The organism is Chryseobacterium sp. UYP7, from assembly GCF_056279225.1.
Window position 1 is genome coordinate 804489 of sequence record NZ_JBWBQW010000001.1, and the last position, 12753, is coordinate 817241.

Annotated in this window: 15 protein-coding genes; 2 read left to right on the top strand and 13 right to left on the bottom strand. The window is 35.2% G+C overall.

Features of this window, described 5'->3' with window-relative positions:
• Nucleotides 1–5: 5 nt before the first annotated feature.
• Nucleotides 6–569, top strand: a complete 564-nt coding sequence (gene pth, locus ACZ9HT_RS03805; protein WP_476039114.1) for an aminoacyl-tRNA hydrolase — start codon at nt 6–8, stop codon at nt 567–569.
• Between the two features lie 197 nt (nt 570–766).
• On the opposite strand, the gene ACZ9HT_RS03810 is transcribed toward pth, so the two are convergent.
• The 12 genes from ACZ9HT_RS03810 to ACZ9HT_RS03865 form a co-directional block, all read right to left on the bottom strand.
• Complete coding sequence (locus tag ACZ9HT_RS03810) at nt 767–850, bottom strand: DUF5982 domain-containing protein (RefSeq protein WP_476039203.1); 84 nt, start codon at nt 848–850, stop codon at nt 767–769.
• A 17-nt stretch (nt 851–867) separates the two neighbouring features.
• Complete coding sequence (locus ACZ9HT_RS03815) at nt 868–1503, bottom strand: carbonic anhydrase (protein ID WP_476039115.1); 636 nt, start codon at nt 1501–1503, stop codon at nt 868–870.
• Between the two features lie 33 nt (nt 1504–1536).
• On the bottom strand, nt 1537–3132 hold the full coding sequence (locus ACZ9HT_RS03820; protein WP_476039116.1) for a SulP family inorganic anion transporter: 1596 nt from the start codon (nt 3130–3132) through the stop codon (nt 1537–1539).
• A gap of 131 nt (nt 3133–3263) precedes the next feature.
• A complete protein-coding gene (locus ACZ9HT_RS03825; RefSeq protein ID WP_476039117.1) occupies nt 3264–3557 on the bottom strand; it encodes a hypothetical protein in 294 nt (97 codons plus the stop codon).
• A 20-nt stretch (nt 3558–3577) separates the two neighbouring features.
• Nucleotides 3578–4258 (bottom strand): carbonic anhydrase, encoded by a 681-nt coding sequence (locus ACZ9HT_RS03830; RefSeq protein WP_476039118.1) that lies wholly within the window; start codon nt 4256–4258, stop codon nt 3578–3580.
• A 141-nt stretch (nt 4259–4399) separates the two neighbouring features.
• On the bottom strand, nt 4400–4954 hold the full coding sequence (locus ACZ9HT_RS03835) for a serine acetyltransferase (protein ID WP_476039119.1): 555 nt from the start codon (nt 4952–4954) through the stop codon (nt 4400–4402).
• Nucleotides 4955–5090: 136 nt separating this feature from the next.
• Nucleotides 5091–6263, bottom strand: coding sequence for a glycosyltransferase (locus ACZ9HT_RS03840; protein ID WP_476039120.1), 1173 nt, complete (start codon nt 6261–6263; stop codon nt 5091–5093).
• Nucleotides 6264–6267: 4 nt separating this feature from the next.
• On the bottom strand, nt 6268–6828 hold the full coding sequence (locus ACZ9HT_RS03845) for an acyltransferase (RefSeq protein ID WP_476039121.1): 561 nt from the start codon (nt 6826–6828) through the stop codon (nt 6268–6270).
• Entirely contained in the window at nt 6828–7988 is a 1161-nt protein-coding gene (locus tag ACZ9HT_RS03850; RefSeq protein WP_476039122.1) for a glycosyltransferase, read from the bottom strand. The genes ACZ9HT_RS03845 and ACZ9HT_RS03850 overlap by 1 nt, the downstream gene beginning before the upstream one ends.
• Nucleotides 7978–8994, bottom strand: a complete 1017-nt coding sequence (locus tag ACZ9HT_RS03855) for a glycosyltransferase family 2 protein (protein WP_476039123.1) — start codon at nt 8992–8994, stop codon at nt 7978–7980. The genes ACZ9HT_RS03850 and ACZ9HT_RS03855 overlap by 11 nt, the downstream gene beginning before the upstream one ends.
• Nucleotides 8995–9966 (bottom strand): glycosyltransferase, encoded by a 972-nt coding sequence (locus ACZ9HT_RS03860; protein WP_476039124.1) that lies wholly within the window; start codon nt 9964–9966, stop codon nt 8995–8997.
• 11 nt (nt 9967–9977) lie between these two features.
• Nucleotides 9978–10544, bottom strand: a complete 567-nt coding sequence (locus tag ACZ9HT_RS03865) for an acyltransferase (protein ID WP_476039125.1) — start codon at nt 10542–10544, stop codon at nt 9978–9980.
• A 76-nt stretch (nt 10545–10620) separates the two neighbouring features.
• Here ACZ9HT_RS03865 and ACZ9HT_RS03870 point away from each other — a divergent pair, with 76 nt between their 5' ends.
• Nucleotides 10621–11616 carry a glycosyltransferase gene (locus ACZ9HT_RS03870; protein ID WP_476039126.1) on the top strand — a complete coding sequence of 332 codons (996 nt, stop codon included), beginning with the start codon at nt 10621–10623 and terminating at the stop codon, nt 11614–11616.
• 49 nt (nt 11617–11665) lie between these two features.
• Here the strand turns inward: ACZ9HT_RS03870 and ACZ9HT_RS03875 are convergent, their stop codons facing one another.
• Complete coding sequence (locus ACZ9HT_RS03875; RefSeq protein WP_476039127.1) at nt 11666–12748, bottom strand: acyltransferase family protein; 1083 nt, start codon at nt 12746–12748, stop codon at nt 11666–11668.
• Nucleotides 12749–12753: the final 5 nt, after the last annotated feature.

The window sequence follows — 12753 nt, forward strand, 5'->3', positions numbered from 1 at the left end:
TTATAATGAAATACCTGATCGTAGGTCTCGGAAATAAAGGCGAAGAATATACTGAAACCCGGCATAACGTCGGGTTTAAAGTTGCAGAAAAGATCGCAGAAACGATTGAAGCTCCTTTTAAATCATCAAATTTTGGTTTGCTCGCAGAAGGTAAATACAAGGGTAGGAAGGTTTTTATTTTGAAACCCGATACGTATATGAATCTTTCCGGTAACGCCGTGAAATTTTGGCTGCAGAAAGAAAATATCCCCGTCGAAAATTTAATGATCGTCACCGATGATCTGTCTCTGCCTTTCGGAACTTTAAGAATGAAAATGAAAGGTTCTGATGCCGGACATAATGGATTAAAAAGTATTCAGGAACTACTGCAAACCCAGAATTATCCGCGCTTAAGATTTGGGATCTCTGCAGAATTTTCAGAAGGGCGGCAAGTCGATTATGTGTTGGGAAAATGGGAAGGCGAAGAAAAAGAAAAACTCTCCGAAAGAATCGAGAAGTTTTCTAAAGCCTGTCTTTCATTTGTCTTTGCCGGTATTCAAAACGCGATGACCAGTTTTAACGGGAAGTAGATCGTTCACATTACTAAAAATCCTGCCCAATTCCTATATAAAGAAACTGATCTTCTTTGGAGATTCCATATTCTAATTGAGATAATGGTGTAATAAGCGGCATTAGCTTTTAGCTTCATTAAATAAAGCGTGTAAGCGAAAAAAGAATTTTCACCCGTTCCGTTCCAATAAATATTTGTTCTTGCATCGAAGCCAAATCATGTTACGGGATCAGATGAAAAATCTGGAATTCCTGTAATAAAAGTGCCTTCTTTTTTCTTTACTACATCTGGATCCGACATTTTTTAATATTTTTATTTTAAATGAAATTAACTTCGCCAGTTTCTACATCATAATGGGCTCCGGCAATAATGATTTCAGCATCATCTTCCATGTTTTTGAGTGTTGGGCTGTTTGTTCGGATGTTGCGGATCGTGTTTTCTATGTTTTTATAGGTTAATCGGTTTAAAAGATCATCATTTGTTGAACATTTCTTTTCTCCTTTTTTGATGATCTCCTGAATGCAGGAATCAAAATTATTAACTAGTTTCGAGAGGTTATCTAAACCTAAAGTAATTACTTTCTCGGAATCCAACGCACCTTTCAGTGCGCCACATTTAGAATGTCCGAGAACTAAAACCAGTTTGGAACCTGCAATTTTACAGGCATATTCCATAGAGCCCAGAATATCTTCGTTGGTGAAATTTCCTGCAACTCTCACGCTGAAAATATCACCTAATCCCTGATCAAAAATTAGTTCTGAAGAGGTTCTGCTGTCAATGCAGCTTAAAATTACAGCAAAAGGAAACTGTCCTGCTCGTGTATCATTTACCTGCTCCAGCAGATTTCTGTTCATCTTCAGATTATTGACAAATCTTTGGTTGCCTTCTTTTAAAAAATCAAGAGCTTTTTGGGGTGAAACAGTAGATTGTGTATCTAAGGTATGTGCTTTCATAATATATTTATTGTTAAATCGAAATAGGTAAAATTACATGGATCTTCGGTGATCAATGCTTATGTGGGAATTTTGATTGCTTTCATAATCTCTGTAGGAAGTTCTAAAACCAACAAGCTGAACTTCGATTTCTTCTTCGGCAGCTCTGATGTTGGCAAAATCCTGAATCATTTCTAAAACATCCATCGCGATATAGGAAGTGCCCTTCGCATCGATGATCACCTTAGAATTTGCTTTGATGTTTTTGAGTGTTTTTTTAATGGCGGCTTTATTTAAAAAGGAAACTTCCTCTGCCAGTTTTACCGTAATTTCGTCGGCATCATCTAATTCCTCTTTGCTGAAATAGTAGGCTCTTTTCATATTTCCCTGTAAAATGTAGAAAACAGAGATCAGCAAACCAATACCAACTCCCTTCAATAAATCAAGGAATACGACGGCCAGAATTGTCGCAATAAACGGAATAAACTGATATTTTCCCTTCTTCCAGAAATGCACGATCGTGGCAGGTTTAGCTAGCTTGTAACCGACCAAAATCAAAACAGCAGCTAAAGTTGCCAGCGGAATTAAATTCAGAATAAAAGGAATTGAGAGAACGCAGATCAATAAAAGCGCGCCATGAATCATTGCAGAAACTTTTGAGGTTGCTCCTGCAGCCGCATTTGCAGAACTTCTTACGACTACAGAAGTCATTGGTAATCCACCAATTGCGGCACTTATTAAATTCCCGATCCCCTGAACTTTAAGCTCGAGATTGGTATCCGTGGTTCTTCTGTGAGTATCTAAACGGTCCGATGCTTCAATGCATAAAAGGGTTTCGATGGACGCTACGATTGCGATTGTTGCTCCTACGATCCAGACTTTTGGATTAAAAAATCCCTGCAGATCCGGAAAAACGATCATGTTTTTAAAATCATCAATATTTTGTGGGACAGGCAGCGAAACCAAATGTTCGGAACCAATGGCTAAAGAACTTCCGGAAACCTTACAAATGAAATTAAGTAGAATTCCGACAGCAACTGCGATCAGAGCGCCGGGAATCATTTTCAGTTTTTTTAAGGCTGGAACACGATCCCAAGCTAAAAGAATTCCTATGGAAGATAAAGTGATGATAATGGCTCCGGGATTTATTCCGGCAAGTAACTTCGAAAAATAACCGGGATTAAAACCGTTGGCGAAAAGACTTTCGTTTCCTTCGAAATCTCTGTCAAACCCTAAAGCGTGTGGGATCTGTGTTAAAATAATAATGATGCCGATTCCTGCCAACATTCCTTCGATGACATTGTTGGGGAAATAATTTGAAATACTTCCGGCTCTTATAAATCCTAAAATCAGCTGCAGAAGTCCTGCGATAATTCCGGCACATAGAAAGAGTTCAAAGGCTCCCAGATCTGTGATCGCAGTAAGAACGATTGCGGTTAATCCTGCAGCAGGACCAGAAACTGAAATATTCGAATTGCTTAAAAATCCTACAATCAAGCCACCAATAATACCGGCAATAATTCCGGAAAGTGGCGGTGCGCCTGAAGCCAGGGCGATTCCTAAACAAAGTGGGAGTGCGACTAAAAATACGACAAGTCCGGAAGGAAAATTTTCTTTAATTCCTCCCAATACTGAGATTGCTTTTTTCATTTTTGAAAAAGTTTTTGGATGCAACGACCAGATTATCTGATCAAAACACAAGATTGTTTTAATTTTAAATCAAAATAGTAACTGCTCAAATCCTGATGAAATGAGTGTTCTAATTTTTGTGCGATAAAAAATTAAGCGTTCGGAGGTGGAGAAAAAATAGAGAGAAAAGGAGACAGATGAACGGAATCATCTGTTTGAATGAAGGATTTACCAAGTAAATCACTTTCGAAGAATTTAAGAAAATCGTGAACGTTCAGCGTTTTTGGAAGTGTTTTTTCGTTGATGACCAATGGAGCGTGTTGGGTTTCCTCTTCGGAGATTACCACATTACTCGACGGCAGATCCCAATTGAAAATCGTGGCCATACTTGGTAAAGCCATAAAATTCAAAAAGACCGTTAATGTAATAATACTCCAAAATTTCATAAAGAAAACTTTCTGTAAAGTTAAATGAGGTTTTTGTTATTCAACTTACTCATTACCCACTGCGAATTAGTAAGGTTATATATTTTTTGAATGTCTTTCAAGATCTTCTCGAAGTCGATATCCAAGTCAATAATTTTACCGGTTCTTAAATCGAAAACCCAGCCATGAACAATAGGATATTCGTCGATTAAATACTGTTCCTGTACTACTGCCATTTTTATAACGTTAATACATTGCTCCTGAACATTTAGTTCTACAAGGCGGTCATACCGTTTCTGTTCCTCTTCAATCGCATCTAATTCTGCCTGATGCAAACGGTAAACATCCCGAATATTCCGCAACCATGGATTCAATAATCCTAGATCTTGCGGCGTCATCGCTGCTTTTACACCGCCACAACCATAATGTCCACAAACGATGATATGTTTCACCTTTAAATGTTCTACCGCGTATTGGATTACGGCTGTTGAACTCATATCTAAACTGTTTACAACATTCGCAATATTACGGTGAACAAAGAGTTCGCCTGGCTTCATACCCATCATTTCTTCTGCAGAAACGCGACTGTCTGAGCAACCAATGTAAAGAAACTCCGGAGTTTGAGTAGAGGATAAAGTCTTAAAAAAGTCCTGATCCTGAGCGAGTTTTGATTCTACCCATTTCTTGTTGTTTTCAAAAATTAATTCGTACGATTTTTTCATGATGAAAAATATTCAAAGGTTTATATTATACGATTTCGTTCAGATTATTTTTAAATTCAATAGATGAAACAAATAACGACACAAAAGTATTGTTTAGAAAATAAAAAAAAGATTAATTAACAAATTTTAATACTACAAATCTTAGATTTTATGATTGATGTAACCTTCTGTCGCCTTTAGATTAGAGGATGTTTGTCCTGGATTTCCAAACACGATCGAGTCGGAAGGAACGTCGAAATTTACGTAAGCGTTTGGTGCGATCAAAACATTATTTCCAATGGTTATTTTTCCCACTATCACGACATTTGCACCGATCCATACCTCATCACCGATTACAGGCACGCCTTCGTTTTTACCCCGATTAGATTGAGCAATTGTTACGCCTTGAGCGATATTGCAGTTTTTACCGATGCTCACTCTGGGATTAATGACCAACGCGCCCCAATGTCCGAGATAGAAACCTTCGCCGATCTGCGTTTCCGGATAGATCTGAAATCCATATTTTATTTGATAATGTCGTAAAATTAAGCGCCAAATTTTGCCTAAGAAAGTGTTTTTTGGATGTTTCTGTGTAATTCTTAAAAGATAGATGAAATGCAAATTCGGACTGAAACATTTTTTCCAGATTTCAAAAGTAGAAAGCCATTGTCCACTCTCGCGGTAAAAATCTTTTTGAAGGGTAGTTTTTTCAGACATTAGAACAAAGATAGAAGTTTAAATATTTAAAAATAGAGATTATTTTGATGACTAAATCATAGAATTTGATCGGTCTATGTTTAAGGCTTTCAGAGTTTAAAACCCTGAAAGCCTTCTGAGTTTTCAGACCACCAAATTATAAAGAATCCAAAATGTCGGTTATCGCCTGAACAGAATTTTCCAGATCGAAAGGCATTTTATAATCCTGTAACGCGAAACTGTATTTTTCGAAACTTTCGGGATTGGCAAGGGCTTTTTTCATTCCTTCATAAATTCCATCTTCGGAATTTTCTACAATTAATCCGAGTTTTCCGTCATCTAACATTTCACGAACACCAGAAACTTCTGTGGCAATTATTTTCTTTTTTAAAGTAATTGCCTCAAACAAAACTGTTGGAAATCCTTCATATCTCGAACTCAAAATATAGAAATCTGCTTTTTTAAAATAGGGATATGGATTGTTAGTAAAGCCAAAAAGTTTGGCCGTTTCTGTAATACCCAATTCCTTTTTTAATTTTTTAATATTTTCGAAATCGTAGCCGTCACCCAGAATTTGCATTTTATGATTAAAACCTTCATCCAGAAGTCGTTTATGAACGTTCAACAACCGGTCAAACCCTTTTTGCGGAAAAACCGTTCCAACAGAAATAAAAACAGGAACTTTAGGTTCTAATTTCCTACTAGTTTCTTCCATCTCCTGACTTCCATCATCTGACTTCCGCAATATTTCGGCGGTATCTAAAGGATTATAAATTCTTACGATTTTATTTTTTTCTTCCGCAGTTGTTGCAATACTTTCAAAATCATGCCGAATTTTTTCTGAAATCACCATGATCTTATCGAAGCCAAAAAACTTTCTAAATTCGTCATCTGTATAATTATGGAATTCCGTTTTCTTCAGATCATTATGGATCCAGATGATTTTTTTTGATGATTTTAACGGTGAATTCAATATGTCGTCCCGCATTCCGTGAATGGCTGCAAACTCGATATCATATTTTTTTCCTTTTAAAATAAATTGATAAAGAAGGGGAGGAAAAATCTTCAAAATCTTCTGATACAAAACCCGAAAAGCTTTCACCGGTAAATCCTGCAGACGATTGGTCGTGATCATTTCGCCTTTGTTCAGGTACTTGATAGTAATCCAACTTGGAACTTCTGCAAGATATTTACCGGAATTTAAATTTAATAAAAGATCGATTTCATATTGATCCTTCGACAAATTTTTCAATAATGTTACCAGCACTTTTTCTGCGCCACCATGACGAAGAGAACCAATTCTGATGAGGATTTTCTTTTTAGCAGCCACCTTTTTATTTTACGGGTTTGTAAGTATGAGATAAATTTTCTTTAATATAAGCATCTAAATTCGGACGAATTTTTTCCAGTTCTCGTGGATAGAGAATATTATTTTTTAATGCTTTGTCGCCATATTCTTCGATCGTACAAATAAATTTTGCGGGAACGCCGGCAAAAACAGAATTCGGTGGAGTAGAAGAATTTAGAACGGAGCCAGCTCCCAGAATACAATTATCACCCATTTCTACGCCGGGAAGGATTGTGCAATTATTTCCAATGAAGCAATTCTTGCCAATTTTTATCCGGCCGAAATTTCTGGCATCCCGGTACTTTTCCATGGAACGGATCACATACATTGCGCCATCATGGTTAATAAAAGTGCAGTTTGCGGTTATTTTGGTGCGGTCGCCGATTTCTATTAAATAAGGTTCTGACCCAAACTTTGGTGTTTCGATAAAAATTACGTCTTTGCCCACCTTTAAACCGCGCGATTTGCAAATCTCGATATATGCTTTATCGCGTAGTTCCAGGCAGATCGTGTGAATTTTAAGAATGATTCTGTAGAGAAGATCCATTATTTGGTTTTTGCTAAATTAAGAATGATTTCTTCAATCTCGCTGAATATTTTTTTATTGTCGAATTCTTTTTCAATGTCAATCAGGTTTTCTTTTAAGTCGGAAATTAATGTTTTATTGGTTAAAAACTCTTTCATTGCACTGTAGAGTTCTTCTGTTTTATAATTGATAAGATACCCTGTTTTTTTGTGTTTGATCATTAAGCCAACATCTCCAACTTCTGTAGCAATAATCGGTTTCTGCAAAATAAGTGCTTCTGCAATGACCAAAGGCCAGGCTTCAGATTCCGAGGGCATAATGAAAAAATCTGCATTTTTTATGTAGGCGTAAGGATTCATTTTATTGCCGGCAAAAATAAAAGTTTTTTCAACTCCTAATAATTTTTGTTGAGTCAAAAGATTCGAAAGTTCTTCGCCATCACCAATGATCAGAAAGGAATGTTCAAAGCCGTCTTTTAAAAGCTGAGCATGAACTTCCATCAATTTATGATAACCTTTTCGGGTATGCAATCTCCCAACGGAAACAAAAAGAGGTTTTTTAGGTAAATCTGTGATTTTTTCTTCGGCTTTCCTTTTAATTTCTTCAATAGGAATCGCGTTGATGATCACACTTTCTTTAGGATAATTAAGATCTGGATAATCTCTGTGCATCATCTCTTTAATTTTCTCTGAGCAATAAACCATGTGATCAAACTGGGGGAAAAGTTCTAGAATTTTGGGTACTAAAACCTGCAGTTTTGGATGATCAATCTCTGAATGAAACCAGCCGATTTTTTTAGAATTTTTATTACTCGAATTTAAGACCGGTTCAAAATCGTTGTAAGTCATTCCGATCTCGATATCGTAAGAGTCTTTCAAAAAATTCTCATCAATAAGTTTTGGATTTCTTCTTAATTTTTCCAGTTTCATTCTTCTGAATAGCAACGGAATTTTTTGGAGATATTTGTTTTTAGAAAAACTTTCTTTTCCTTTCGCCAAAAAAACTTTTCTTACATGAGAAGGAATTTCATTTCTCAATTCGCCCTGATCAATACTCAAAAGCAGTGTTAATTCGAATAAATCAGGATTAAGATTGTTGAGTAAACTGAGCAGCACTTTTTCTACGCCACCCATTTCCATGGAGCGGTGACGGAAGAGTATTTTTATCTTTTTAGTTGACATCGCATCCCAGATTTTGATATTGATTTCTAAAATCCGAGACCCATTTTTTAAATTCCTCCAGATTTATTTTGTCCTGTATAAATGCTTCGAAATAATTGAGACTAAAATCCTTTGGAAAGTTCTCTAAAGGATCAAAATCACCTTTAAACCAAGCTTCATTAATGAGATGATTAAAAAGGTTCACATCAAAATCATAGCCGTATTTATGGTAAGAATTGGTCGCAGAAGATTGAAAAGTAGTTTTCATCGCCTCCTTTTTTAGACGGGAAATAAAGTTCGGATTTTTGCGATTCTTTTTATAAAAAAGAGAAGCATTTATGAGTTGTTTTTTTTCATCTACTTTGCCCTCAATATCTTTCCAGATTTCTAGCCAATACTCTTTTTTGTACAGACCCATTAAGATGGAATTAAGCATCCAGTATTTATTTCTGGTGACATTATCAACCAGTTTTAATTTGTATAAAAGGCTGTAAAATTTGTAATGATTGTAGAAAAATGCTTCCATTATTCCCTTATTTCCTAGAAATAGTTTTTTGGGTTGAACGGCATCCAATTGCTTTGAGATTGGAAAATTATTACTAAAATCGTCGTCTTTCGTATTCCCCAGCCAACCTAATTTGAGAAGATTAATTTGAAATTTTTTCGCATCATTTTGAAGTTCGTCCAAATCAATTTGATCGGTGAACCACACATCATCCTCAGTCATTATAAAATAGTCTGAAGCGTTTTTCGCCGCCTGGATCCATAAAGAAACTGGAATTTGAAAACCATTGATTTCTGTTTCACTACTAAAAATTTCAACAATCGCTTCTGATTTTTCCTGATAACTATCGGATTTTAAAATGATAATCGCTGGGTATTTCTCTTGAATCTTTTTTAAATGCTTTTCTGGAGTTCCATCGTCTAAAACGGTAATTTTGAAATCGCCTGTAACGAATTGATAGATCGACGAAAGGCAACGATCCAAGTAGAAAGGGCGGTTAAATGATTTGATTAAAATGTCCATCTATTTCATTGTGACTTTTAAAAGATAGGGTAAAATAGATTTCGGCGTTTTTAATGCCCATTTGTAAATAGTAAAGCGATTATTATCAGGATAATATCTTTTTGCTTTATTTAAAATTTTGATTAAATCCTCGTAATTCTGGTATTTTAGAGCGATTTTAGCTGCAAATAAAAGATCATCAATATCGCTATGGTAATTCGGATGTAGGATATTCAAAAAACTTTCCGGTTCGAATATATCGTAAGAGTCTACTCCGTTTTCTTTACGTTCCAGAAAAAAGGCCCGGGCTTTTTCTACGAATAACCAGCGGATAATTTTACAGTCTTTTCTGGATATAGAATGCGGCAAAATTCGGTATTGTAAAAGCGGTTCATTAATATTTGCAAACTTACAATCCTCTGTCATTAATCTAAAAAACAAATCATAATCTTCACAATAGATCATTTTTTCCCGGTAATAAATTTTCTTATTATTCCGAAATAAAATCGCAGGATGATACATTGAAATGTGTTTAAACATTTTCTTTTGAATATCCTCATTGGAATGGTGAGCCTGTAATAATTTGATGATCACGCCGTGTTCATCGATGTGTTGAATGTCACTTCCAACCATAAAGACGTTTTGATTTTCTTCTAAAAAATCAATTTGTTTTTGGAATCGGTCAATAGCAGAAATATCATCAGCGTCCATTCGGGCAATATATGTCCCAGAAGCCGCTTCTAATCCGATATTTAAATTTTTTATAAACCCTTTATTTCCTTTGTTTTCTTCTCTTACAATTATTTTAATTCTGCTGTCTTGATTTCTGTAATCTTCCAGAATAATTGGAGTTCGATCCGTTGATGCATCTTCGATTATAATAAATTCAAAATCTCTGCAGGTTTGATTTAAAATGGAATCCATCGCTTCATGAAGATATTTCTCTCCATTATAAACGGACATGATCACCGATATTAAAGGGTTTGTACGCATAAAATCTATATTTAAAATCGTTTGGTTTGCAATTCCTGCTTCAATGTGATAATACTGTTTTTTGGTACATCTTTATAAAGCAAAACTCCGGCTCCGATAATGCAATTGTCACCAATGTTAACATCTTTCAAAATAGTAACATTCGCTCCAGTCCACACATTGTTACCGATCGTTATTTTACCGATATTAAACCCCGTTTTAGATACTTTAAATGGACTGGTCGTATATTGATGGTTGTGATCAAACAATTTCATTCCTTCTCCTAAAATGCAGTTTTCTCCGATCTCAATCTTACCTAAGCAAGAGATTGTAGCTCTGGTAATGTAGGTTTGTTTTCCGATTTTTAAATGACCTTTGCTTTTTACGGTGATAAAATTATTGCTGTTTACAGTGACGTTTTCAGCGATTTCAAAGACAGCTTCCGGAGATAAATCTAAAACATTGTCGCCACCTAATTTAAATGTATTGTGAACTTTACTCCGCGAATTTTGGTAAAATAATTTTCTTTGAGAATGTACGATTAAATATTTTAGTGCGTAATGAAATTTTATCGCAATTCTTGAAAGAAGATCAATCATTTATGTTTCAATTTTTCTGATAAGTCAAAGATAATAATTTAAATATTATTAGGTATTTTTGAAAAAAAATAAGTCCATGAATCCTTTAGTTACGATATCGATTCCTCTTTATAAATGCGAGGTTTTTCTGAAGGATTGCTTAGAATCTGTTCGGTCGCAAACTTATCCCAATATCGAAGTGACGCTGATCAACGACCAAACTCCGGATAACAGCGTTCAAATTGCTGAAGATTTTATTAAAGCTAACAACCTGCAGAACTGGAAAATAGATCATTTAGAAAAAAACTCGGGTTTATCGGTGGTAAGAAATAAAGGAATTGATACCGCAAACGGGAAATATCTTTTGTTTCTGGATAGTGATGATACCATAACTCCCGACTGTATTTCAACCTTAGTTGTGATTTCTGAAAAAACTTCAGCGGAAATGACCATCTCTCAACTGGAATGTGAGCAGTTAGAATCCGGTGAAAAATCAATTTGCATCAAAATACAATCTGAAAAAGATATTATCGAAGGAAATAACGAGATCTTAAAAGATTTTGCCAATTCCGAATTAGTTACTTATGCGGTAAACAAACTTTTTTTGGTCGATTTTATTCGCAGGAACAAGATCTATTTTATTCCGGGATTATTTGCACAAGATGAGTTGTGGACTTTTCACCTTGTTTTGAAGCTAAATAAGATCGCGATTCACAAAGGCATCACTTATACTTATTTTCTGCATGATAAATCGGTGATTCACAACCGAACTAAACGGAATTTTGACAACTGGTTCACGATCGGAAAAAATATTGATGAGGCTTTGAAGGAGGAAAAAGATACAGATCGGAAAAGGCTGATTCTTAAATATCTTATTAATTATAAAACGCTTACTCTTTTGATGAACTGGCAAGCGCAAAAAAATGAATCGCTCTGGAAAGAAAGTTATTCAAATTATAAAAAACTATCGAGTTTATCGCTTTTTAATTATTTTTCAAGCGATTTTTCTACTTCCCTGAAAAAGATTAATTTTTATAATCAGCTTCCTACCGAATTTGGATTTAAACTTTTTAAGTGGCGCTATGACCGATAATAAACTGATGAATTATTGTTGAATTTTTCAGATCGTAAAATGTAGCAGATCAAGATCTTTTAAGATGAACAACATTTGATTTTCCACGGATTTTCTTTTGGAACGGAATTTCGATCAGTCGATAGGTAAAATGGCTGCAGATCAATAATACCGGGAAACCAATCACGAAAAGGATATATTCATTTTGTATATTAATTACGCTTAAAACTTTTTTCAAAAATATAAAAACGGGGTTCTGAAGAAGATACATTGCGAAGCTAATATTTCCCAGATGTATAAATGTTTTATGGTTAAACAGCTTTGTAATTCGACCTTTGTTGGCTGCAATAAGTAAAATTAAAAAGCCAAAATTAAAAGCCAGTAATCCGTCGTGAAGAAGAAAGTCTTTTAAGGCATAAATCATCAAACAGTTAATCCCGATCATCAGAAAAATAGGCAGATCTAAATTTTTGGATAATGTAGATTGATAACGTTTAAAAATGGCGGCAAACAGTATTCCTACCAAAAAGCTGTTCAAGTGCAAAAATGGATTGTAATGCAAGAAATAACGGTCTAAAGATTCATTACCATCATAGAATGAGGAAGTGTAAAATACATTCATCCCGATTTGACAAATCAGCCAAAAGAGTATGACAGCAATCGCAAATTTTCGAAGCCGCAGCTTTTTATATATTTTATTGAAAATGAACGGAAAAACCAGATAGAAAAATAACTCCACGGAAATGGACCAGGAAGGAACGTTGAAGGTTAAGCTATATGCCGGAAACCAAGCCTGTAATAAAGTGAAGTTTGCGATAAAACTGAGAGGATCGATCTTGTAATTTCCCAGATAATTAAAGGCTACGAAAAGAGAAACAATAATCGTAAGACCCAATGTAAAGAGGTGTAACGGATATAACCTTGCGATCCGATTAATTAGATATTTTTTCGGTTCCACGTGATCTTGATCTCCATATGCCAGGATCATTACAAATCCGCTTAAAACATAAAAGTAACTTACGCCCAGAAAAAAGTTGTCCCGCATCACTTTTACAAAATCAGAATCAGTTGGGAAAAGATTTCCGCCAAAATGAAAAAATACGATCAGGTTTGCAGCAATAAATCGCGTAAAAGTTAATTGAGCGGTATTCATCAAAT

Excerpts from the sequence above, each read along its gene's own strand:
- pth (WP_476039114.1), top strand. The coding sequence starts at position 6 with ATGAAATACCTGATCGTAGGTCTCGGAAATAAAGGCGAAGAATATACT.
- ACZ9HT_RS03810 (WP_476039203.1), bottom strand. The coding sequence starts at position 850 with ATGTCGGATCCAGATGTAGTAAAGAAAAAAGAAGGCACTTTTATTACA.
- ACZ9HT_RS03815 (WP_476039115.1), bottom strand. The coding sequence starts at position 1,503 with ATGAAAGCACATACCTTAGATACACAATCTACTGTTTCACCCCAAAAA.
- ACZ9HT_RS03820 (WP_476039116.1), bottom strand. The coding sequence starts at position 3,132 with ATGAAAAAAGCAATCTCAGTATTGGGAGGAATTAAAGAAAATTTTCCT.
- ACZ9HT_RS03825 (WP_476039117.1), bottom strand. The coding sequence starts at position 3,557 with ATGAAATTTTGGAGTATTATTACATTAACGGTCTTTTTGAATTTTATG.
- ACZ9HT_RS03830 (WP_476039118.1), bottom strand. The coding sequence starts at position 4,258 with ATGAAAAAATCGTACGAATTAATTTTTGAAAACAACAAGAAATGGGTA.
- ACZ9HT_RS03835 (WP_476039119.1), bottom strand. The coding sequence starts at position 4,954 with ATGTCTGAAAAAACTACCCTTCAAAAAGATTTTTACCGCGAGAGTGGA.
- ACZ9HT_RS03845 (WP_476039121.1), bottom strand. The coding sequence starts at position 6,828 with ATGGATCTTCTCTACAGAATCATTCTTAAAATTCACACGATCTGCCTG.
- ACZ9HT_RS03850 (WP_476039122.1), bottom strand. The coding sequence starts at position 7,988 with ATGTCAACTAAAAAGATAAAAATACTCTTCCGTCACCGCTCCATGGAA.
- ACZ9HT_RS03855 (WP_476039123.1), bottom strand. The coding sequence starts at position 8,994 with ATGGACATTTTAATCAAATCATTTAACCGCCCTTTCTACTTGGATCGT.
- ACZ9HT_RS03860 (WP_476039124.1), bottom strand. The coding sequence starts at position 9,966 with ATGCGTACAAACCCTTTAATATCGGTGATCATGTCCGTTTATAATGGA.
- ACZ9HT_RS03865 (WP_476039125.1), bottom strand. The coding sequence starts at position 10,544 with ATGATTGATCTTCTTTCAAGAATTGCGATAAAATTTCATTACGCACTA.
- ACZ9HT_RS03870 (WP_476039126.1), top strand. The coding sequence starts at position 10,621 with ATGAATCCTTTAGTTACGATATCGATTCCTCTTTATAAATGCGAGGTT.
- ACZ9HT_RS03875 (WP_476039127.1), bottom strand. The coding sequence starts at position 12,748 with ATGAATACCGCTCAATTAACTTTTACGCGATTTATTGCTGCAAACCTG.